Origin of the sequence: Paraburkholderia lebeckiae, from assembly GCF_014201005.1 — a bacterium.
GTDB classification, from domain to species: domain Bacteria; phylum Pseudomonadota; class Gammaproteobacteria; order Burkholderiales; family Burkholderiaceae; genus Paraburkholderia; species Paraburkholderia tuberum.
This window is the reverse complement of the sequence record NZ_JACHDK010000007.1, coordinates 163618-183710: the sequence shown is the minus strand read 5'-3', so window position 1 is coordinate 183710 and position 20093 is coordinate 163618. Positions and strand designations below refer to the sequence as shown.

The window sequence follows — 20093 nt, the reverse complement described above, 5'->3', positions numbered from 1 at the left end:
CATGAAATGGCACAACTAGGAGACAGGTTTTGGAATCGGAGCACAGCCACGCAAGCTCTCTGGCGACCGGATACCGGAGCGTCGCCATCGGAGCGCCTTCAGCGCGGATCGAGAAACGCGGCGACTGCTGGTACCTCGAGACACTTGAACCTCTGGGTCCGTTTCCGGAGCGCTTTACGGACCGCCTGCTGAGCGGCGCACGCGCGCATCCCGACCGGCTGCTCGTCGCACGACGCGATGCCGCAGGCGCGTGGCAGGGCATCACGTATGCGCAGATGCTCGAGCGCGCGCGTGCGATCGGGCAGGCGCTGCTCGATCGCGATCTCAGCGCCGAACGCCCGTTGGTGATCCTGTCGGGCAACAGCGTCGAACATATGCAGCTCGCGCTCGGCGCGATGTGGGCGGGTATCGCTTATGCACCCGTTTCGCCGGCCTATTCGTTGATGTCGGGCGATTACGGAAAGCTGCGCCATGTCCTCGAACTGCTCAAACCGGGTCTGGTCTACGCGGACGATATCGGCGCATACACAGCGGCGCTCGATGCCGCGCTGGGAAGCGACGTCGAACGTGTCAGCGCGGTGCCCGCGCCAAACGCGTCGAGAGTGACGCGCTTCGACGCATTGCTCGACACGGCCCCGCGCGACGTCGACGCTGCCAACGCGCGCGTGAACGGCAACACGATCGCGAAGTTCCTGTTCACGTCCGGCTCGACGAACCTGCCGAAAGCCGTGCCGACGACGCATCGCATGCTGGGCGCTAACCAGCAGATGCTGCTGGAAACCTTTCCGCAGTTCGGCATCGAGCCGCCGGTCCTCGTCGACTGGCTGCCGTGGAATCACACATTCGGCGGCAGCCACAACGTCGGCATCGTGCTGTACAACGGCGGCACACTCTATATCGACGACGGCAAACCCGTGGCCGGCAAATTCGACGAGACGCTGCGCAATCTGCGTGAGGTCGCGCCGACCATCTACTTCAACGTGCCGAAGGGTTGGGAAGAACTGACCATCGCGCTGGAAAAGGATGCGGCGCTGCGCGAGCGGTTTTTCTCGCGCGTGAAGATGTATTTCTTCGCGGGCGCCGGTCTGTCGCAGGCGGCGTGGGAGCGTCTCGAGCGCGTAACGCTCGAACATTGCGGAGAACGCATCCGCATCATGGCCGGTCTCGGCATGACCGAGACCGCGCCGTCGTGTCTGTTCACGACGGGACCGATATCGTGCGCCGGCTATATCGGCTTGCCGCCGCCCGGGTGCCAGGCCAAGGTCGCGCCCGTCGATGGCAAATTCGAAGCGCGCTTTCGCGGCCCTCACGTGATGGGCGGTTACTGGCGAGCATCGCCGGCGCTTCAGAGCAGCGTGTTCGACGATGAAGGCTACTACCGCACAGGAGACGCCGTGCGTTTCGTCGACCCGCAACGTCCCGAACTGGGCCTGATGTTCGATGGCCGCATTGCGGAGGACTTCAAGCTTGCGTCGGGAACGTTCGTCAGCGTCGGGCCGATGCGCTCGCGCATCATCAGCGAAGGGGCGCCCTACGTTCAGGATGCCGTCATTACGGGGATGAATCGCGACGAAGTGGGCGCGATGATTTTTCCGCGCCTCGACGCGTGTCGCTCGTTGGCGGGTTCGCCCGCGGATGCGAGCGCCGAGGACGTGCTCAACACGGCCGCCGTGCGCGCTTTCTTCAGCGAACTCCTCGCGCGGCTGAATCGGAGTGCGACAGGCAGTGCCTCGTTCATTGCCCGCATGCACCTGCTGAGCGTGCCGCCGTCGCTCGACCTCGGCGAGATCACCGACAAAGGCTCGATCAATCAGCGCGCCGTGCTCCAGCACCGGGCCGCGCTCGTGGAAGCGATGCACATGGCCGACGCCGCCGACGCGACGGTGATCCATGCGCGCAGAGGCAGCTAGTCCAGCGACAGGAAGAAATGACGTTGACTTATAAGGCGCCGCTACGCGATATGCGCTTCGTAATGGACGAGTGGCTCGACGTCACTTCGTGGTGGCGCGACGTGCCCGACTGGCAAGACCTCGACTCGCAGACCGCGCAGCAGGTGCTGGAGGAAGCGGCGCGTTTCGTCGAGGAGCGCATCGCGCCGCTCAACGCGAGCGCCGATCTTGAAGGATGTCGTTTCGACGCGGGCAAGGTGACGACGCCCGCGGGTTTTCGCGAGTCCTACGCGGAATTCGTCGAAGCGGGTTGGCCGACATTATCGCTCGACACCGGGCACGGCGGACAGGGCCTGCCGCAGCTTCTCGACGTCGCACTTCAGGAAATGCTCGCGGGCGCCAACCATGCATGGTTGATGTCGCCCGGGCTCACGCACGGCGCGACGGCATGCTTGCAGACGTATGGCAGCGAACGCGTGAAAAAGGCATTGCTGCCGAAAGTCGCGAGTGGTGAGTGGCTATCGACGATGTGTCTGACCGAGCCCCAGGCCGGCAGCGATGTCGGCCTGATCCGTTCGCGCGCGACTGAAGCACCGGGCACCGACGGGTATTTCATCGACGGCAGCAAGATCTTTATCAGCGGCGGCGCGCACGATCTGACGGAGAACATCGTTCATCTGGTGCTCGCTCGAGTGCCTGATGCGCCGCCCGGCACGAAAGGGTTGTCGCTGTTCGTCGTGCCGGAATGGCTGGAAGACGACGACGGTGGGCGTTCGTGCAATGGTGTCTATTGCGAAGGCATCGAAAAGAAAATGGGCCTGAAAGGCAGCCCGACCTGCACGATGCGCTTCGAACGCGCATTCGGTTGGCTCGTCGGTGAAGCGCATCGCGGTCTCGCGTGCCTGTTCGTGATGATGAACGCGGCGCGGCTGCAGGTTGCGATGCAGGGCCTCGGGCATGCGCACACCGCGTGGCAACGCGCGCACGCTTACGCGCAGGAGCGCGCGCAGATGCGTGCAGTGAGCGTGCCGGCCGGTGCGAACGTCGCACCGGGAAAGGCTTCGCCAATTGCGTTTCATCCGGCCATGCGGCGGATTCTGATGGAGCTGCGCGCGATCGTCGAAGGCGAGCGCGCGATCGGTTACTGGACCGCGCATTGGCTCGACATCGCCGCACGTCATGCCGATGCCGCCGAACGGGAACAGGCGGCGCAGCTCGCATCGCTGTTGACTCCGATTGCAAAGGCGTTTTTTACGGCCAACGGTTTTGGCGCCGCATCGAACGCGCTGCAGGTGTTCGGCGGCTACGGATACACCCACGAGTACGGCATTGAACAGACGTTGCGCGATAGTCGCGTGTCGATGTTGTACGAAGGCACCAACGAAATTCAGGCGATCGATCTGCTGATTCGGAAGGTGCTGCCCGATGGGGCGGTGGCGTTCGATGTGCTGCTTCGCCACGTGCGCGCGGAAGCGCGGCTGTGCCAGGAGTCCGATCCGCCGGTTCGTGCCGCCGGCGCGAAGCTCGCAGAACTCGCACAGACAGTGGAGAGCACGACACGGTCGATCAAGGCACGCCACGCGCAAGACCCGGAGACGGCCTACCGGGTCGCGGACGACTATCTCGCGATGCTTGGCTGGATGCTGCTGGCGTTCGCATGGGCGCGCGCGCTGCGAATCGCGACGCCGCAATGCGAGGCGGAAACGTTCTATATGGAGAAGCGGGAGACGGGCCGCTTCTTCTTCGACTACCCGCTCGCGGCCTTCGCTTATCGCCGCAGCCTCGTTGAAGCCGGTTGCGAGGCAACGCTGCCGTACGTTTGAAAGTCAGCTCGAGCAACACCTGCCAGATCAATACCGCTCGGCCACGTATTTAAACGGATAGTCTGGTTCCTTATAACCGTCGGGCTTTTGCCGTTTCGGCAGCGAGACTTTCTTGCGGGCAGGCTGCTTGTACGGAATTCTCTGAAGCATGTCGCTGATGATGTTCAGTCGCGCGCGCCGCTTGTCGTTTGAATTCGCTATGAACCACGAGGCATAGTCGGTGTCCGACGCCGCGAGCATCTCATCGCGGGCACGCGAGTAGTCATACCATCGGCTATAGGATTTCAGGTCCATCTCGGTCAGTTTCCAGACCTTGCGACCGTCGTTGATGCGTGCCTCGAGACGTCGGGTCTGTTCCTCGGGGCTGACCTCGAGCCAGTACTTGAGGAGGATGACCCCGGATTCGACGATCGCCCGCTCGACGAGCGGCACGGCCTTGAAGAACTTCTGCACTTCCTCCTCGGAGCAGAAACCCATCACGCGCTCGACGCCGGCGCGGTTGTACCAGCTGCGGTCGAAAATGACGATCTCGCCCGCGGCCGGCAAGTACGGCACGTAGCGCTGCACATACATCTGGCTTTTTTCACGTTCGCTAGGCGCGGGCAATGCAACGACGCGGAAGACGCGCGGACTGACGCGCTCGGTCATCGCCTTGATCGTGCCGCCTTTGCCCGCGCCGTCGCGTCCCTCGAAGACGACGCAGACCTTGCTTCCCGTTTGCACGACCCATTCCTGCAGCTTGACGAGCTCCACGTGCAGATCGAAAAGCGCCTTGCGATATTCCTTGTACGACAGCGCCCTGTCTTGCTCGGGCTGCCCGTTTTCCGACTTCGCTTTGGCCATTATCTTCTCCCCAGCGCGGACTGTTCCAGCGTACTACGCAATGATCCATTCCCACGGTAGAGCGCGACGCGAAGCAGGGCCATACGACCTTGGTCCAATATCGCCGGTACAGTGCGCGCTGTATGCTGCGGGCGTCTGCTCGCGTCTGCCCGATCCGACTGTCCTCGTCGCGCCTCGTCCGTATGCCAGCAAAGGGCGGGTTCGGTTCACGTCATCGCCACAGGAGGCCTCATGGACGCCACGGGTCACACGCAGCAGGAAAACGTCGGCGATAGGGAGCCGGTTCTCGATGTCGTCGATCGAGTGTGCGAGTTATGTTTCGGCCTCTTCATGGCGCTGACGTTCGTCGGCACCGTCTCGGCCGTCGGCGCGGGTGCCGACGCGGGGCACAAGATGTTCTACACGGCGCTCGGCTGCAATCTCGCATGGGGCCTCGCGGACGCGGTGATGTTCCTCGTGCGTACGCTGGTGGCTCGCGGCAGGCGTGTGACGCTTGCGCATTCCGTGCGGAGCCAGCCGAATGCGGCCGCGGGCGTTCGGACGCTTCACGACGCAATGGCCGCGTGGCTCAGACCGTTGATCGGCGAGACGGAGCTCGAGTCCATCCGCAGGCGTGTTGCGGCGCGGCCGGATCTGCCGCAGCGAGCAGTATTCGTGCGCGACGATTTCATCGCCGCCGCGGCTATCTTTATGCTCGTAGTAGCCGCAACATTCCCGGTCGCGTTGCCCTTCGTGCTGTTCGCGAACGTTCCGACTGCGTTGATCGCCTCCCGTGTCTTGACCATCGCGATGTTATTCGGCAGCGGCATGGCGCTGGGGCATTACGCGGGATTTCGCGGCTGGCAGGCCGGCCTTGCGATGGCGGCGGTCGGCGTCCTGCTCACCGTGGCGATCATCGCGCTCGGCGGATGATCGAGGTCGGCCCCCGCCAATCAGCTTCGCTGGCTTCGCGTTTCATTCATCATCGACACCGCGCTTCCTGTAAGACCAAGGTCCGATTCCGCAGCGGTTTCAGCGTGACATCATGTATCTGCAAGCGTTGTAGTCGTCGCATCCGGATACCGAAGAAAATCGACGGGCGGCGATGGCATTGATGGTTCCTTGGGCGGCTATGCCGCTTCACGGCGGAGAAAAAAGATCGAGGCTTCCAGCCATCAGGACTGGCGACTCGGATCGTAACCAGAACGGAGTCGATAGTGAACAGACGGAACTTTGTGCACACGCTCGCGCTTACATCCATGGCCGCGAGTCTGGCTTTGGCGGGTTGCACGACGACCGGAGGCAGTGGCGCGAGCGCCACTACCGACGCCGCCAAACGGCAGGAGATCGATGCGGCCGTGAACGGTGCGCTGTCGAAATTGTTCGATACGGTGCAAGGCTCGCACGAACTGGTATCGAAGGCGCAGGGCGTGCTGGTGTTTCCATCGGTGAGGAAGGCGGCGTTCATCGTCGGTGGCGAGTACGGTGAAGGGGCATTGCGCGTCGGGGGAGCGACGGTCGGCTATTTCAGTACCGCCGCGGCATCGTTCGGATTGCAGGCCGGCGCGCAGTCGACCGCCGTGTTCTTCCTGTTCATGACGAAAGATTCGCTCGAGAAATTCCGCAACGCGAAGGGCTGGTCGGTGGGCGCCGATGCTTCGGTTTCACTGCTGAAAGTCGGCGCTACCGGCGCGATCGATACCACGTCGGCGACCGCCGATGTCGTCGCGATGGTCTTGACCAATACGGGCTTGATGGCCGACCTGTCGCTGGCCGGCACCAAGGTTACGCGCATGAATCTGTAACAGGGCGCGGCAAGCAGCGGCATTCGATCGAATCGTCATGGCGCTGTCACACGGCGGCGCGGCTATCGCGCGTTGCGCGGTTTCGTTACAGCGAGGCCGCGCGACACGCTACGCGTGCCTTGGCACGGCGACGCGAAGCGGATAGTTTTTGGCGGACTCACCCCACTTAGCCTCCCTATCATCCCTCCCGTTGTTCGCACGAAACGCTGCGAGCCAGATGTGCTCGCGACTCGCAGCGACGCTCCCTGTAATCTGCACTGACCGTCCTGTTTATTCAATACCGGTAGAAAAGACGAAGCCGAAACACGCGTTCTCGCCGCGGTGCCGCGTTTAGTCATCTGGCTGGCATAATTTTATTTTTTCGTGGTCGATGAATGCAAATGATTCGTACTGTAATAGCGGGCGATAAAAACGTTGACTTGCGTCAAAAAAATCGCCGACCAATTAGTTAAATTGGAGAATTAGCGTTGGGTATACCCGCTGACTCTGCGATTCGCGATGCATGAAAGCTTTATGGTTGGAAGTTTTCATCTGAAAGCGCTATCTCGCCGGGCTTCACGGGCTAGTGCAAATCCGTCACGTTGCAGGGAACATTGCGGCTCATACGGCGACGTTGCCAGTTTGCTAACTTTCTGTGCGTGCAAACGGACGGCACGGACACTGCCTCGCCCGGCAATAATTAACTGCCTAACAAACTCTGTCGCCATTTTCCGATTGATGGCGGACAACGCAGAACACTATTGAGTAGTTTCCCGAGTAAGCGGCATAAATTAAGGTAACCCTTCGGTAAGTGATTCTGGATAGCCTATACTGATTTCCAGCCACCAGGCGTGCGAAGTACCGATTGTGAAGTCGATTATGTGGTTCGAAGCCCAAAGATAAAGACGTCGCAGTTGTACGGAATCCGTTCGCACTGGACCCGGAGGTGCCAATGATTAATCTGATCGTGCACGGCAGACAACTGGCGATCGGGGTAGCGGGAATTCTCGCGGCGCTGCACGCGCAACCGCGCCACATGGGTCAAAGCGGCCCGTCACAGATCGACAATGCGCGCAACGACGGTGCTCCACTATCCGGACACGACCGTTCCAGACAGTTGTCACCCAGGCATCACCGGTTTCAGCGCGCTCGCAGCATCCCCGGCGTGTCGAGCCGACAGAGTACCCGCGATACCCGCGATACCCACGAGCCGCCGTACGCGTTGCCGGCATGGCGGCGCTATGTCGCCGCTTGCGCGTCGTGGCTGCGAGGCGAAGGCGATAGCAGCACGCGGCGCATGCTCGACGCGAGAATGCCGCTGTGCGAGACGCTCGAAATGTTGCCGGTTCCGATCGTCACGGTCGATCACCGGGACCAGATCATCTTCGCGAACGCGCGGGCCGCGCAACTGTTCGGCTACACCAGGGAAGAGCTGATCGGCGCGCCGACCGCCAAGCTCTTTCCGATCGATGGCATCAATGTCGATCGGTCGGGCCCAGGCAATCGTGGCGCGAAGATACAAATCCGCGGCGTCACGACCACGCAGGTTTTGATCGCGCGGCGGCGCGATGGCGGCGGCTTTCACGCGGAGGCGGAAACCACGCGATGCCGTGTGCACAATCAGGAATTGCGGATCACAGCTATATCGGAATGCAGTGCGTGCGGCGAAGTCGATGGAAATACAAGGGATCTCGCGCATCTCGCGCGCGTTTCTTCATTGGGCGAACTCGCCGGATCGCTCGCGCACGAGTTGAAGCAGCCGCTTACCGCGATCCTGTTCAACGCGCAAGCCGCACGCAAATTCATGGATGCGGAGACGACCAACGTAGTGGAGCTGCGCGAAGCGCTCGAAGACATCGTCGCCGACAATTGCCGCGCGAACGAGGTGCTGCAAAGGATTCGCGCATTGGTGCGCAAAGGCGATGTCGAGTTGCAGTTGCTGGACGTCGGCAACGTCGTGCGCGACATCGCGATGCTCGTGCACAGCGATGCGTTGACGCGCGGCGTGCGCACGAGCTTCGACATTCCGGAGAATCTGGCGCTGATTTGCGGCGACAAGGTTCAGCTTCAGCAGGTGATCCTGAACCTGCTGCTCAACGCTTTCGACGCGGTCAAGGATTGCCCTGCCGCGGACCGCCTCGTCGAAACGACGGCGCGTGTGGAATCGGACGGACTGGTACGGATAACGGTAAAAGATCGCGGCCAGGGCCTCGACGTCGACAGCATGGAAAGGATTTTCCGGCCATTTTTCACCACCAAACCGCAGGGGCTCGGACTGGGTCTTTCGATCAGCCGCACGATCGTCACGGCGCACCGCGGCCGGCTATGGGCGGAAAACAACGAGGGCAAAGGGGCATCGTTTCACGTCACGCTTCCCGTCGCGACCGATATCCGACAGAGACTCGTGCCCTGATCATCATGAACCAGACCAACACTCGCGTCTTCATCGTCGACGACGACGACAGCGTGCGCAGCGCGCTCGCCCGCTTGCTGCGCGCCTCCGGCTACCAGGTCGAATGCTTCGACAGTCCTGAGGCCTTTCTCGAACGAGCCGATTTGACGAGCATGCCAGCCTGCCTCGTTCTCGATCTGCAGATGCCTGGCATGACGGGACTCGAAGTGCAGCGCAAGCTCGATCAGCTGCTGCCGATCGTATTCCTGACCGGGCACGGCGACATCGGCTCGAGCGTCGACGCGATGAAAGGCGGAGCGGTCGACTTTCTGCCCAAGCCGGTGCGCGACTCGCTGTTGCTCGCCGCGGTAGATCGCGCGCTCGCGCGCGCGTATGTGGAAAGCAGGCGGCGCCACGAACGCGAGGAAATAGAAGAGCGGATGCGGCATCTGACCCGCCGCGAACGCGAAGTCATGGAACTCGTCGTGACTGGCCGCCTGAACAAACAGGTTGCGAGCGATCTGGGCGCGGCCGAAAAAACGATCAAGATTCATCGGGCCCGCGTGATGGAGAAGATGAAGGCCCGCTCGATCGTCGACCTCGTTCATCTGGTGCGAAAGGGCGGCGTTTGTACGGCCGACGAAGAATAATCGCGCGAACCAGGCGCCGACTCCCGCGTCGCGCCGCCACTCCAGCGGTGCTGGCCGACACCGCTAGTGGACCAAAGTCTTATATCTCATCGGGGTTTCAACCAGTACGCTAAGGCATCAGTGGTCCACTTTCCGGAGCGACTGCGCGTTCGCGCTGTCATATGGTCAACCCTAACCAATTCGTTGCGGTGGTCGACGATGACGAGTCGGTGTGCCGAGCCATCAAGCGTTTGCTGCATTCCGAAGGTATCAGGTCGGAGACGTTTTGCAGCGGTGACGAGTTCTTGAATGCGCTTGCGGCAATTCCGTCGTATCGGCCTGCCTGCGTGATTCTGGATGTCCAGATGCCGGGAACCAACGGCCTGGAAGTCCAGCGTCAGCTCGCGCAAATGGGCGTGCCGGTCATCGTGATTACCGCCTATGACGATCTCTCCGTCCGCCAGACCGCGCTCGCGGCCGGCGCGGCCGCGTATCTGCGCAAGCCTTTCACCAGCGCGATTCTGTTCAAGGCGGTCGAGGTGGCCATCGGCGGTCCGCCGACACCCTGAACGCGCGTCTTCGCGCCGGATGATATGAGACCAAGGTCCGATTGTCGCCGTTTCTTCGGACCACCAAACTGAACTCAGTCAACGCGTCGAACCGAACGCCGGCTGCGCCGCACCGAACTCGAAACCGGACAGGTTGTGGCGCATGCGTGCCTTTGCGCGTGCGATGCGCCGCGCGGAATGCGGCAGCGTTCAAGGATAAAAGCGGGAGCGCACGTGATGAAATCAATTTCGGTTTGTCTCGCGATTCTTCTCGGTACCGCTGCGATGCAGGTGGGCGCGGCGGACTTCGACGGCAGCAAACGGCTGATCTGCGCGACGATCGACGCGCACGCCTGCGATCCGGGCATCGCCTGCACGCGCGCGTTGCCCGCGGATCTCGGTCTGCCGAAATTCCTGACTCTCGACTTCGACAAACGCGCGGTCGTCGGTCCCGCGCGCACGACGCCGATGCTGTCGGTCACCAAGGAGGCGGATCAGCTCCTGATCCTCGGCAATGAGTTGGGCTTTGGCTGGACGCTGGTCGTCGATTCGACGGACGGCGAGATGACGCTGACGATCGCGAACAGAAACGATGCCTTCGTGCTGTTCGGCAACTGCACGCCTTTGTGATCAGACGGAGTGCGCGATGAAAACCGTACCCGTGTCCCTGGCCTCGCCGCGGCCACATTCTCGCGGCGCTCTCCCATTGCTCGCCATCATCGCGGCGCTGACGCTGCTCACGTGGCTCGCGTCGTGCAAGAAGGCACCACCGCCGCCGGTCGTCGCCGCGCCGGAAGTGACCGTGATGACGGTGACGCAGCAGGACACGCCGGTCGACTTCGAATTTACCGCGCAAACGCAGAGTTCGCGTGAAGTCGAGATCCGCTCGCGGGTGGACGGCTTCCTCGACAAGCGCATGTACACCGAAGGCGCGTTGGTCAAGACGGGACAAACGATGTTCCAGATGGACCGCAAGCCGTTCGAGGCCGCGCTGCGGACCGCGAAAGGTCAACTGGCCCAGCAGCAGGCGCGTCTCGAAGTCGCCAAGGCCAATCTCGCGCGCGTGGTGCCGTTGGCGGCGCAGAACGCGTTGAGCAAGAAGGATCTCGACGACGCGGTCGGCAACGAGAAGCAGAGCGCCGCCGCGGTGATCGCCGCCCAGGGCGAAGTCGACACCGCACTGCTGAACCTCGGCTACACGACGATCAAGTCTCCGCTGAACGGCCTGTCGAGCTTCGCGCGTCAGCAGGACGGCAGCTACGTGACGGCCACCTCGAACGGTTTGCTGACCTACGTGTACCAGCTCGATCCGATGTGGGTGAACTTCAGCATCTCCGAGAACGAGATGCTGAAGTACCGGGATGACATTGCGGCAGGACTATTGAGGTTTCCCGCGCACAACGATTTCGTCGTGCATCTGATCCTCGCCGATGGCTCGCCCTATGCCGAGCAAGGCCAGATCGACTTCGCGAACCCGGCGTTCAACACCGAAACGGGAACCTTCCTCGTGCGTGCGACCTTCGAAAATCCGAAGGGCACGCTGCGCCCCGGCCAGTTCGTGCGGGCCCGCGTCTCGGGCGCGATCCGTCCCCACGCGACACTCGTGCCGCAGCGCGCGGTGTTGCAGGGCGCGAAGAGCCACTTCGTGTGGGTCGTCGGTAGCGACTCGAAGGCGCATCAGCGCGTCGTCGAAGTCGGCGACTGGCAGGGCGATAACTGGTTTGTTTCGGACGGTCTCAAGGCGGGCGAGCGCATCGTCGTGGACGGCGCGCAGCGCGTTACCGCGGATTCGCAGCTAAAGATCATCAAAACCCTGGCGGCCGGCGGGAAAAGCCCGGCGGCGGTGGCGACGGCTGCGTCGCAAGGCGCCGCGGCAGCGCCCGCCGCCGAGTGACGGGGCAGCCGCCATGAACATTTCGCGCTACTGCATCGATCGGCCGATTTTCGCGTCAGTCATTTCGATCGTCATCACGCTCGGCGGCGCATTGGCGATGTTCTCGCTGCCGATCGCGCAGTACCCCGACATCACGCCGCCGCAAATCACGGTGTCCGCCACCTATCCGGGCGCCAGCGCCGAGGTCGTCGCGAACAACGTCGCCGCACCGATCGAGCAGCAGGTCAATGGCGCGGACAACATGATCTACATGAACTCGTCGAGTTCGTCGACCGGCAGTATGACGCTCAACGTGTACTTCCAGATCGGTACGAACCCCGAACTGGCCCAGGTCGACGTGCAGAACCGCGTGAATCTCGCGCTGCCGCAACTGCCGCAATCGGTCCAGGCGCAGGGCATTCAGGTACAGAAAAAGTCGCAGGCGTTCATGATGGTGATCGCGATCTATTCGCCCACCAACCGCTACGATGCGACGTATATCGCGAACTTTACGAACATCTACGTGCTTGACGCGATCAAGCGGATTCCGGGCGCGAACCAGTCGAGTATCTTCGGCACGCCAGACTACGCGATGCGGATCTGGCTGAAGCCCGACCGGATGGCGCAGCTGGGCGTGACGGCCGCCGACGTGCAACGGGTCGTCGCGAACCAGAACCAGCAGTTCGCGGTGGGCAGTATCGGACAGTCGCCGACCAGCGGAGCGGTCCAGCAATCGTTCGCGGTCACGACCACGGGGCGCCTCGCCGAGCCTTCGCAGTTCGACAACATCATCGTGCGCGCCGCGAGCGGCGGCGCGGCGATCGTGCGGCTCAAGGACATCGGCCGCGCCGAGCTCGGCCAGAAAGACTACTCGATTCGCAGCCGCTTCCAGGGCAAGCCGGCCACCGTGCTCGCCGTGTATCAGCAGCCGGGCGCCAATGCGCTCGACGTGGCGAAGCAGGTGCGCACGACACTCGCGGAACTGAAGAAGTCGTTTCCGGAAGGCATGAGCTACGAAATCGCGATGGACACGACCGAGTTCACGCGAGCGTCGATCTCGGACGTGATCCATACGTTCTTCGAAGCGCTGGTGCTCGTCGTGATCGTCGTGTTCGTATTCCTGCAAAGCCTTCGCGCGACGCTGATTCCGATCATCGCGGTGCCGGTGTCGATCGTCGGCACCTGCATGTTCATGCTGCCGCTGGGCTTTTCGATCAACATGCTGACCTTGTTCGGCATGGTGCTCGCGATCGGTATCGTCGTCGACGATGCGATCGTCGTGATCGAGAACGTTGAACGCAACATCACGGTGCACAAGCTCTCGCCGAAAGAGGCCTCGAAACGGGCGATGGACGAAGTCGCCGGGCCAGTCGTGGCGATCGTGCTGGTGTTGTGCGCGGTGTTCGTGCCGGTCGCGTTTCTCGGCGGCATCACCGGCCAGATGTACAAGCAGTTCGCGATCACGATTGCGATTTCGGTGGTGCTGTCCGGCATCGTTGCACTGACCTTGTCACCGGCGCTCGCCGCGTTGCTGCTGAAAAGCGCGCACCACGAGAAGAAGGGCTTTTTCCGCTGGTTCGACAATCAGTTCGGCCGCATGACGTCGGGCTATACGCGCGCGGTCAAGCTCATCATCAAGCGCTTTGTCATGGGGCTCGTGTTCTTCGCGGCGATGATCGTGCTGGCGGTGCTGATGATGCGCTCGATTCCGTCGGCGTTCCTGCCGCCTGAAGACCAGGGTTATCTGCTCGGCGCGGTCATCATGCCGGACGCGGCTAGCCTCGACCGCACCGGCCAGGTGTCGCAAGTCATCACTGACTATTTCATGAAACAGGAGGCGGTCGGCAGCATCACCACGGTCGATGGTTTCAGCCTGCTCGACAGCCAGAACAAGAACAATGCCGGCACCTTCTTCGTCGGTCTGAAGAGCTTCGACGAACGCTATACGCGCGCCAACCGCGCGACGCAGAACGCGCGCCAGGTGCTGCTCGACGCGTATCGCCATTTCGCGAACGTCCAGGAGGGCATTATTGTGCCGGTCAACCCGCCGTCGATTCCGGGGCTCGGCACGACAGGCGGCACGGAGGTGTGGATTCAGAGCAAGGGGGACGCTTCCATCGCACAGCTCGCGGGCGTGGCCGACCAGTTCGTGCAGAAAGCGCGGGCGCGCAAGGAGCTGACCGGCGTCACGATGACCTTCAATGCGGCGTCGCGGCAACTGCTGGTCGACGTGGATCGCGACAAGTCGGAGACGCTCGGCGTGCCGGTCGAAGACGTCTATAGCTCGATGCAGACGATGTTCGGCTCGCTGTACGTATCGCAGTTCAACCGCTCGAGCCGGCTGTGGCAGGTGATCCTGCAGGCGGACCCGCGGTATCGCCTGAAGCCTACTGATCTCGATCAGATCTTCGTGCGCAGCACGAACGGCACGATGGTGCCAATCAAGTCGGTGGCAAGCTACCGCTTTACGACGGGCCCGGACCTCGTCACGCGATTCAATAATTTCCCGGCCATCAAGGTCACGGCGAATGCCGCGCCGGGCTACAGCTCCGGACAGGTGATCTCGACGCTGGAACAGATCGCCGCGCAGATGCCGGAAGGCTACGACGTGGCATGGAGTGGCGAGGCATTCGAGGAACGGCAGTCGGGCGGCACGTCCGGGCTCGTCTTCGTATTCGGTCTCGTGATGGTGTTCCTGATCCTCGCCGCGCAGTACGAGAAGTGGACGCTGCCGTTCGGCGTGCTGATGGCTGTGCCGTTCGCGCTGTTCGGCGCGTTGCTCGCGATCATGCTGCGCGGCCTGTCCAACGACGTCTACTTCCAGATCGGGCTGACGATGCTGGTCGCGCTCGCCGCGAAGAACGCGATCCTGATCTTCGAATTCGCGGTGCTCAATCGCGAGACCGGCGCCTCGGTGTTCGACGCGACGATGACCGCGGCGGAAGAACGGCTGCGCCCGATCGTGATGACCTCGCTCGCGTTCATTCTCGGCTGCGTGCCGCTCGCGATCGCGACGGGCGCGTCGGCCAACAGCCGTCATTCGATCGGCACCGGTGTGATCGGCGGCATGTTGGGCGCGACGGCGATCGCCGTATTCTTCATCCCGATGTTCTATTACCTGCTCGAAACCATGTCGTCGCGCTCGAAAGGAGGCAAAAAGCCGACGCCGGGCGTGGAGCCCAGCGGCGGCGCAGGACGCGAACCCTCGGCGGTGCCGGGGCCCGGTGCGTCGAGCGAGGCGCCGTCCGCGCCGCGGGCAGGTGAATGACATGCACGGCACGGCACCGGCGCGTTTGCTCGCATCCGTCATGCTGCTCGCGCTGAGCGGATGCCTGCTAGGCCCCAACTACGAGCGCCCGGCGGTCGACGTGCCGGCCACTTATCGTTTCGCCCAGGGCGAGGCCGCGGGCATCGCCAACGCCGTGTGGTGGGAGCAGTTTCAGGACCCGGTGCTCGATCAGCTGATCGCCGCCGCGCTGCAGGACAATCGCGACGTGAAGATCGCGGCCGCGCGGGTCGACGAGTTTCGCGGGCAGTTCGTGACCACGCGCTCCGGGCTGTTCCCGCAGCTTTCGGCAGGCGCCGACGCGTCGCGTCAACGGGTCTCGCAGGACCAAGGCGTGCCGGTGCCGAAGGGCGTGAGCCCCGTCTACAACCAGTTCGACGCGACGCTGGCGGTGTCCTGGGAACTCGATCTGTTCGGCAAGGTGCGCCGGGAAACCGAGGCGGCACGCGCGAATCTGCTCGCAAGCGAAGAGGGTCGCCACGCCACGATTCTGACGCTGGTGAGCTCGGTCGCGTCGGCCTACATCAATCTGCGCAGTCTGGACCGGCAGCTAGTGATCGCGAAGGAGACCGTGCAAAGCCGCGCGGAATCGGTGCGCGTATTCGAGGCGCGCTTCCGCTACGGCGAGGTCTCGCAGATGGAACTCGCGCAAAGCCAGTCGGAGTATCAAGCCGCGCAAGTCACGATTCCGCAGCTCGAAGCGCAGATCGCCCAGCAGGAAGACGCGTTGTCGGTGTTGATCGGCAGGAATCCCGGCGCGATACTGCGCGGCCGTGAGCTATCGCAGATGGGCACGCCGCCGATTCCCGAGGGGCTGCCGTCCGATCTGCTCGAACGCCGTCCCGACCTGCTGGAGGCCGAGCAGACGCTGGTCGCGCAAAACGCGCTGATCGGGGCGGCGCGCGCGCTGTACTTCCCGTCGATTTCGCTGACCGGGCTGTTCGGTTCGGTCAGCGCGCAGTTCTCGAATCTGTTCACCGGTCCGGCGCGCGTGTGGTCGTTTGCCGGCAGCGTCACGCAGCCGATCTTCACGGCGGGCAACATCACCGGCCAGGTGCACCAGGCCGAAGCGCGCCAGCAGGAATCGCTGTACTCGTACGAAAAGGCGATCCAGGTAGCGTTCCAGGAGGTCGAGGACGCGCTCATCTCCGTGCAGAAGACGCATCAGGCACTCGATGCGCAAAACCTCCAGGTCGAGGCGCTGCACACCTATGCGCACCTCGCGCGGCAGCGCTACGAAGGCGGCTATACGAGCTACATCGAAGTGCTCGATGCGGAGCGCAGCCTGTTCAACGCGCAACTGAGCTATGCGCAAACTCAAGGCGCGGTGCTGACCTCGTACGTCACGCTCTACAAGGCGACGGGCGGTGGCTGGGTGGCCGAGGCGGAAAAACTGACGGCGCCGCCGCCCGCGCCGCAAAACTCGCCGGCGATGGCGCCGGTCTCGCAGAACGCGCCGGCGCCGGCTGGAACGTCGGGTGCAGAGGAGGCGAGATGACGGGTAACGAGCTGATTGCGTGCGAAGAGTGCGACCTGCTTCAGCTCGGCGCGCCGCCCGCCGCCGGTAATGCGTTGCGCTGCCGGCGTTGCCGCGCGGAGCTCAGGCGCGGACGCTCGAACGGGCCGGAGTATGCGCTCGCATTCTCGTGCGCGTCCGCGGTGCTGCTCGTGATCTCGAACGTGTTTCCGATCGTCGGTCTGTCGCTGAACGGCCATGTCGTGCAGACGACGCTCGCGGGTTCGGTGCGCATGCTGTACAGCCACGGCTCGTGGCCGCTCGCCTTGCTGGTCGCCCTCACGACGATCGTCACGCCGGTGCTGCAAACCGCGGCGATGCTGTGGCTGCTGCTGCCGCTGCGCTTCGGGCGCGTGCCGTGGCGGCCGGCCGAGTGCTTTCGTCTGTTTCAGCTCGCGCGGCCGTGGGGCATGACCGAGGTGCTGATCCTCGGCTTGCTGGTCGCGCTGGTCAAGCTCGCGCACATCGCCAGGGTGGTGCCGGGCACTGCGCTGTGGTCGTTCATCGCGCTGATGCTGCTGCTCGCGGCCGCGGCGGCGACCTTCGATCCGCATGAGGTGTGGGCGCGCATCACGGCAGCGCGTGGCGCGCGGGCGTGGCAGTTGCCGCCGATCCGCGTGCGCGGCAACGCCATCACGGCGTCTGCCTACGGGCTCGTGCTGTGCGAAGAATGCGGCCTGCTGCTCAAGCAGCCCAGCGGCGCGCTCAAGCACGTCTGTCCGCGCTGCAAGGCGCCGGTGCACCAGCGCAAGCCCGCGAGCCTGTCGCGAACGTGGGCGTATCTGGTGGCCGCGATGGTGCTCTACATTCCGGCCAACGTGCTGCCCGTGATGGACACGAGTTCGCTGTTCGGCACGCAGAAGGACACGATCCTGAGCGGCGTGGTCTATCTGTGGGTATCGGGCTCGTGGCCGCTTGCGCTGCTCGTGTTCATCGCGAGCATCGTCGTGCCGATGCTGAAGATTCTCGGCATCGGGTATCTCGCGCTGTCGACGCAGCTTCGTTGGCAATGGCTGCCCGCGCAGCGCACGCGGATCTATCGCCTGATCGAGCTGATCGGTCGCTGGTCGATGCTCGACATCTACGTGATCACGATGCTGGTCGCGCTGGTGCAATTCCAGGCGCTGGCGACGATCAAGGCGGGGCCGGCGGCGATCGCGTTCGGCGCGGTCGTCGTGCTGACCTTGCTCGCCGCGATGGCGTTCGATCCACGCTTGATGTGGGACGCTTTGGAGACCGAACGTGTCCACTCCGACTGAAGAGCCCGAACTGCCCGCCGCTGAGCCGGTGCCGCGCTCGCGCTGGCGGATGCAACTGGTCTGGCTCGTGCCGATCGTGGCGATACTGATCGGCGGTTGGCTGGCGGTGAAGGCGGTGATGGAGCGCGGCGAGCAGATCAGCATCAGCTTCAAGACCGGCGATGGTCTCGAAGCGGGCAAGACGAAGCTCAAGTTCAAGGACGTCGATATCGGCGTGGTCGAAACGGTCTCGCTGACGCCGGACCACAAGCGCGTGGTGGCCAAGGCCGAGGTGACGCGCGACGTGTCGGACCTGCTCGTCGACAACACGCGCTTCTGGGTCGTGCGTCCGCGCATTTCGGGCGGTACGGTGTCGGGGCTCGGCACGCTGCTGTCGGGCTCGTATATCGACGTCGACGTCGGCAATTCGCCAAAAGCGCGCCGCAGTTTCGTCGGCCTCGAGGAGCCCCCCGTGTTCGCGAGCGACGTGCCGGGGCACGAGTATACGTTGCACGGCACGGAACTCGGCTCGCTCGACGTGGGTACGCCCGTGTTTTTCCGCAGAATTCAGGTGGGCCAGGTCGCGTCGTACCAGTTGGACCCAGACGGCCACGGCGTCACGGTGAAGGTCTTCGTCAACGCGCCGTATGACCGCTTCGTCAGAACCGACACGCGCTTCTGGCACGCCAGCGGCGTCGACATGTCGTTCGACAGCAGCGGCTTGCGCGTCGAAACGCAGTCGATCGTATCGATCATCATCGGCGGGATCGCGTTCGAATCGCCGCCCGATTCGCAGGTAGAGACGAGCGCCGATAGCGGCACCCGGTTCGACCTGTACACCACGCGCGCCGACGCGATGAAGATGCACGATCGCATCGTCGTCAAATACGTGGTGAACTTCACGGATTCGGTGCGCGGTCTGACAGTTGGCGCGCCGGTCGATTTCCGCGGCGTCGAAATCGGCGAAGTGACGGCGATCTACACGCGCTTCGATCCGGACACCCGCCGCTTCAGCAGTCCGGTCGAGATCAATCTCTATCCGGAGCGGTTCACGTCGCGCTATCAGAACGACGGCGCCGGCGGACGCCTCACCAACGACCCGCGCGGTCTCGCGAACTATCTGGTCGAGCACGGCTTCCGCTTCCAGTTGAGAACCGGCAATCTGCTGACCGGCCAGCAGTATCTCGCGCTCGACTATTTCCCCGACGCGCCGAAGGCGTCGATCGACTGGAGCAAGACGCCGCCCGAAATGCCCGCGATTGCGCGCACGCTGGAATCGCTGCAGGAATCGGTCACGCGACTGCTCGCCAAGATCAACAACATACCGTTCGACGATATCGGCAAGGACGCGCGCTCGACGCTGCGCACCACCAACGCGATGCTCGGGCAGCTCCACACGCAGGTCGTGCCGAAAGCGTTCGACACGCTGCTGTCCGCGCAATCCACGCTCGATTCCGCGAATGCCGCGCTGCAGCCGGACTCGTCGCTGCAGCAATCGACGGAGGACGCAATGCGTGAACTGACCCGCACCGCTGCCTCGCTGCGCACGCTGGCCGACTATCTGGCGCAGCATCCGGAATCGCTCGTGCGCGGCAAGTCCGAGGACAAGAAGCCATGACAGATGCGATGCGCCGCTTCGCGGCCGGCCTGATGCTCGCGCTCGCCGGCGCTCTGCTCGGCGCCTGCAAGTCGCCGGCGACGAACTTCTACACGCTGAGCCCCGACGAGTCGTTGAGCAGCAGCGGCGCGAGCCGGCCGATCGCGGCGGTGATCGGTCCGGTCACGATACCCGAGATCGTAGACCGGCCGCAGATCGTCACGAGGATCGCTAACAACGAGGTCGCGGTCAACGAATTCGACCGCTGGGCGCAGCCGCTCGGTGGCGACATCGGGCGCGTGATCGCGGCCGATCTCGGCGCGCTGCTGAACTCGCAGCAGATTTCGGTATTCGATGCGGTACGCGATCCGTCCGTCGTCTGGCGCGTGCGGATCGACGTGATGCGCTTCGAGTCCGTGCCGGGGCGCGACGTCACCGTCGATGTGCTGTGGGCCGTGCGGCCGCCCGGCAAGATCCGCGCCGTCACCGGCCGCTCGGTCGCGCGCGAGAGCGTGTCCGGTCCCGGATTCGAGCCGATCATCGCCGCCCACGATCGCGCGCTCGCCTCGGTGAGCCGCGATATCGCCGCGGCGGTGCAGGCAAATCCTGCTCAATGAGACGTCGCGCTGCGTCACGTCGACACGCGCCGCGCCCGAACCCGTGCGCTGCACCGGGTCGCGCGCATAATAAGACCTT

Annotated in this window: 15 protein-coding genes; 14 read left to right on the top strand and 1 reads right to left on the bottom strand. The window is 63.6% G+C overall.

What is annotated here, in order from left to right:
* Positions 1 to 29 precede the first annotated feature (29 nt).
* Complete coding sequence (locus HDG39_RS15765; protein WP_184006853.1) at positions 30 to 1910, top strand: feruloyl-CoA synthase; 1881 nt, start codon at positions 30 to 32, stop codon at positions 1908 to 1910.
* Between the two features lie 17 nt (positions 1911 to 1927).
* The gene (locus HDG39_RS15760; protein ID WP_184006851.1) at positions 1928 to 3712 is read left to right on the top strand and encodes an acyl-CoA dehydrogenase family protein; all 1785 of its coding nucleotides are present in this window, start codon (positions 1928 to 1930) and stop codon (positions 3710 to 3712) included.
* A gap of 27 nt (positions 3713 to 3739) precedes the next feature.
* Here HDG39_RS15760 and ppk2 read toward each other — a convergent pair whose 3' ends face one another.
* On the bottom strand, positions 3740 to 4555 hold the full coding sequence (gene ppk2 / locus HDG39_RS15755; protein WP_184006849.1) for a polyphosphate kinase 2: 816 nt from the start codon (positions 4553 to 4555) through the stop codon (positions 3740 to 3742).
* 231 nt (positions 4556 to 4786) lie between these two features.
* On the opposite strand from ppk2, the gene HDG39_RS15750 reads away from it, so the two are divergent.
* The 12 genes from HDG39_RS15750 (at position 4787) to HDG39_RS15695 (ending at position 20014) form a co-directional block, all read left to right on the top strand.
* A complete protein-coding gene (locus HDG39_RS15750; RefSeq protein ID WP_184006847.1) occupies positions 4787 to 5467 on the top strand; it encodes a hypothetical protein in 681 nt (226 codons plus the stop codon).
* Between the two features lie 284 nt (positions 5468 to 5751).
* On the top strand, positions 5752 to 6339 hold the full coding sequence (locus HDG39_RS15745) for a BPSL1445 family SYLF domain-containing lipoprotein (protein ID WP_409259169.1): 588 nt from the start codon (positions 5752 to 5754) through the stop codon (positions 6337 to 6339).
* Between the two features lie 931 nt (positions 6340 to 7270).
* The gene (locus tag HDG39_RS15740) at positions 7271 to 8731 is read left to right on the top strand and encodes a PAS domain-containing sensor histidine kinase (protein WP_184006845.1); all 1461 of its coding nucleotides are present in this window, start codon (positions 7271 to 7273) and stop codon (positions 8729 to 8731) included.
* A 5-nt stretch (positions 8732 to 8736) separates the two neighbouring features.
* The gene (locus tag HDG39_RS15735; RefSeq protein ID WP_184006843.1) at positions 8737 to 9360 is read left to right on the top strand and encodes a response regulator transcription factor; all 624 of its coding nucleotides are present in this window, start codon (positions 8737 to 8739) and stop codon (positions 9358 to 9360) included.
* Positions 9361 to 9521: 161 nt separating this feature from the next.
* The gene (locus HDG39_RS15730) at positions 9522 to 9908 is read left to right on the top strand and encodes a response regulator transcription factor (RefSeq protein WP_018424533.1); all 387 of its coding nucleotides are present in this window, start codon (positions 9522 to 9524) and stop codon (positions 9906 to 9908) included.
* A 216-nt stretch (positions 9909 to 10124) separates the two neighbouring features.
* Positions 10125 to 10517 carry a hypothetical protein gene (locus HDG39_RS15725; protein WP_090808966.1) on the top strand — a complete coding sequence of 131 codons (393 nt, stop codon included), beginning with the start codon at positions 10125 to 10127 and terminating at the stop codon, positions 10515 to 10517.
* Between the two features lie 16 nt (positions 10518 to 10533).
* Positions 10534 to 11781 carry an efflux RND transporter periplasmic adaptor subunit gene (locus HDG39_RS15720; RefSeq protein ID WP_184006841.1) on the top strand — a complete coding sequence of 416 codons (1248 nt, stop codon included), beginning with the start codon at positions 10534 to 10536 and terminating at the stop codon, positions 11779 to 11781.
* A gap of 13 nt (positions 11782 to 11794) precedes the next feature.
* Complete coding sequence (locus HDG39_RS15715; protein ID WP_184006839.1) at positions 11795 to 15028, top strand: efflux RND transporter permease subunit; 3234 nt, start codon at positions 11795 to 11797, stop codon at positions 15026 to 15028.
* Between the two features lies 1 nt (position 15029).
* Positions 15030 to 16544 carry an efflux transporter outer membrane subunit gene (locus HDG39_RS15710; RefSeq protein WP_184006837.1) on the top strand — a complete coding sequence of 505 codons (1515 nt, stop codon included), beginning with the start codon at positions 15030 to 15032 and terminating at the stop codon, positions 16542 to 16544.
* Complete coding sequence (locus tag HDG39_RS15705; protein WP_184006835.1) at positions 16541 to 17821, top strand: paraquat-inducible protein A; 1281 nt, start codon at positions 16541 to 16543, stop codon at positions 17819 to 17821. The genes HDG39_RS15710 and HDG39_RS15705 overlap by 4 nt, the downstream gene beginning before the upstream one ends.
* Complete coding sequence (locus HDG39_RS15700) at positions 17805 to 19418, top strand: PqiB family protein (protein WP_184006833.1); 1614 nt, start codon at positions 17805 to 17807, stop codon at positions 19416 to 19418. Before HDG39_RS15705 ends, HDG39_RS15700 begins: the two co-directional genes overlap by 17 nt.
* Positions 19415 to 20014, top strand: a complete 600-nt coding sequence (locus tag HDG39_RS15695) for a PqiC family protein (RefSeq protein ID WP_184006831.1) — start codon at positions 19415 to 19417, stop codon at positions 20012 to 20014. The genes HDG39_RS15700 and HDG39_RS15695 overlap by 4 nt, the downstream gene beginning before the upstream one ends.
* Positions 20015 to 20093: the final 79 nt, after the last annotated feature.

Coding starts and splice junctions, on each gene's coding strand:
- HDG39_RS15760 (WP_184006851.1), top strand. CDS start 1,928: ATGACGTTGACTTATAAGGCGCCGCTACGCGATATGCGCTTCGTAATG.
- ppk2 (WP_184006849.1), bottom strand. CDS start 4,555: ATGGCCAAAGCGAAGTCGGAAAACGGGCAGCCCGAGCAAGACAGGGCG.
- HDG39_RS15750 (WP_184006847.1), top strand. CDS start 4,787: ATGGACGCCACGGGTCACACGCAGCAGGAAAACGTCGGCGATAGGGAG.
- HDG39_RS15740 (WP_184006845.1), top strand. CDS start 7,271: ATGATTAATCTGATCGTGCACGGCAGACAACTGGCGATCGGGGTAGCG.
- HDG39_RS15735 (WP_184006843.1), top strand. CDS start 8,737: ATGAACCAGACCAACACTCGCGTCTTCATCGTCGACGACGACGACAGC.
- HDG39_RS15730 (WP_018424533.1), top strand. CDS start 9,522: ATGGTCAACCCTAACCAATTCGTTGCGGTGGTCGACGATGACGAGTCG.
- HDG39_RS15725 (WP_090808966.1), top strand. CDS start 10,125: ATGAAATCAATTTCGGTTTGTCTCGCGATTCTTCTCGGTACCGCTGCG.
- HDG39_RS15720 (WP_184006841.1), top strand. CDS start 10,534: ATGAAAACCGTACCCGTGTCCCTGGCCTCGCCGCGGCCACATTCTCGC.
- HDG39_RS15715 (WP_184006839.1), top strand. CDS start 11,795: ATGAACATTTCGCGCTACTGCATCGATCGGCCGATTTTCGCGTCAGTC.
- HDG39_RS15710 (WP_184006837.1), top strand. CDS start 15,030: ATGCACGGCACGGCACCGGCGCGTTTGCTCGCATCCGTCATGCTGCTC.
- HDG39_RS15705 (WP_184006835.1), top strand. CDS start 16,541: ATGACGGGTAACGAGCTGATTGCGTGCGAAGAGTGCGACCTGCTTCAG.
- HDG39_RS15695 (WP_184006831.1), top strand. CDS start 19,415: ATGACAGATGCGATGCGCCGCTTCGCGGCCGGCCTGATGCTCGCGCTC.